Here is a 390-nt window from a genome sequence, read left to right as displayed (position 1 = left end):
TATCCGGGGGGAGAAATGACTGAACTCTACAGCCACCGTTGGGAGATCGAACTGGGTTATCGTGAAATCAAGCAGACGATGTTACTGAGTCGGTTAACGCTGAGAAGTAAAAAACCAGAGCTTGTCGAGCAGGAGTTATGGGGCGTGCTGTTGGCTTATAATCTTGTTCGTTATCAGATGATTAAGATGGCGAAAAACCTTAAGGGTTACTGGCCGAACCAGCTAAGCTTCTCAGACTCGTGCAGTCTGGTGATGAGGATGTTAATGACGCTTCAGGGCGCATCACCGGGCCGGATCCCAGAACTGCTGCGTAATCTGGAGAGTATGGCGCAGATGGTGAAGCTGCCGACAAGAAGAGAAAGGGCCTTCCCAAGAGTGGTAAAAGAGAGA

1 protein-coding gene is annotated in these 390 nt (G+C 49.7%); it reads left to right on the top strand.

What is annotated here, in order from left to right:
- Window positions 1-390: transposase (locus tag ACLBVC_RS24805; protein ID WP_410151814.1), on the top strand; the 390-nt coding region annotated here is incomplete at both ends.

The sequence above is a fragment of the Rahnella selenatireducens genome, from assembly GCF_046449555.1.
GTDB classification, from domain to species: Bacteria; Pseudomonadota; Gammaproteobacteria; order Enterobacterales; family Enterobacteriaceae; genus Rahnella; species Rahnella selenatireducens.
Note: the sequence above shows the minus strand (reverse complement) of the source record. Positions and strands in the feature narration are given on the sequence as shown.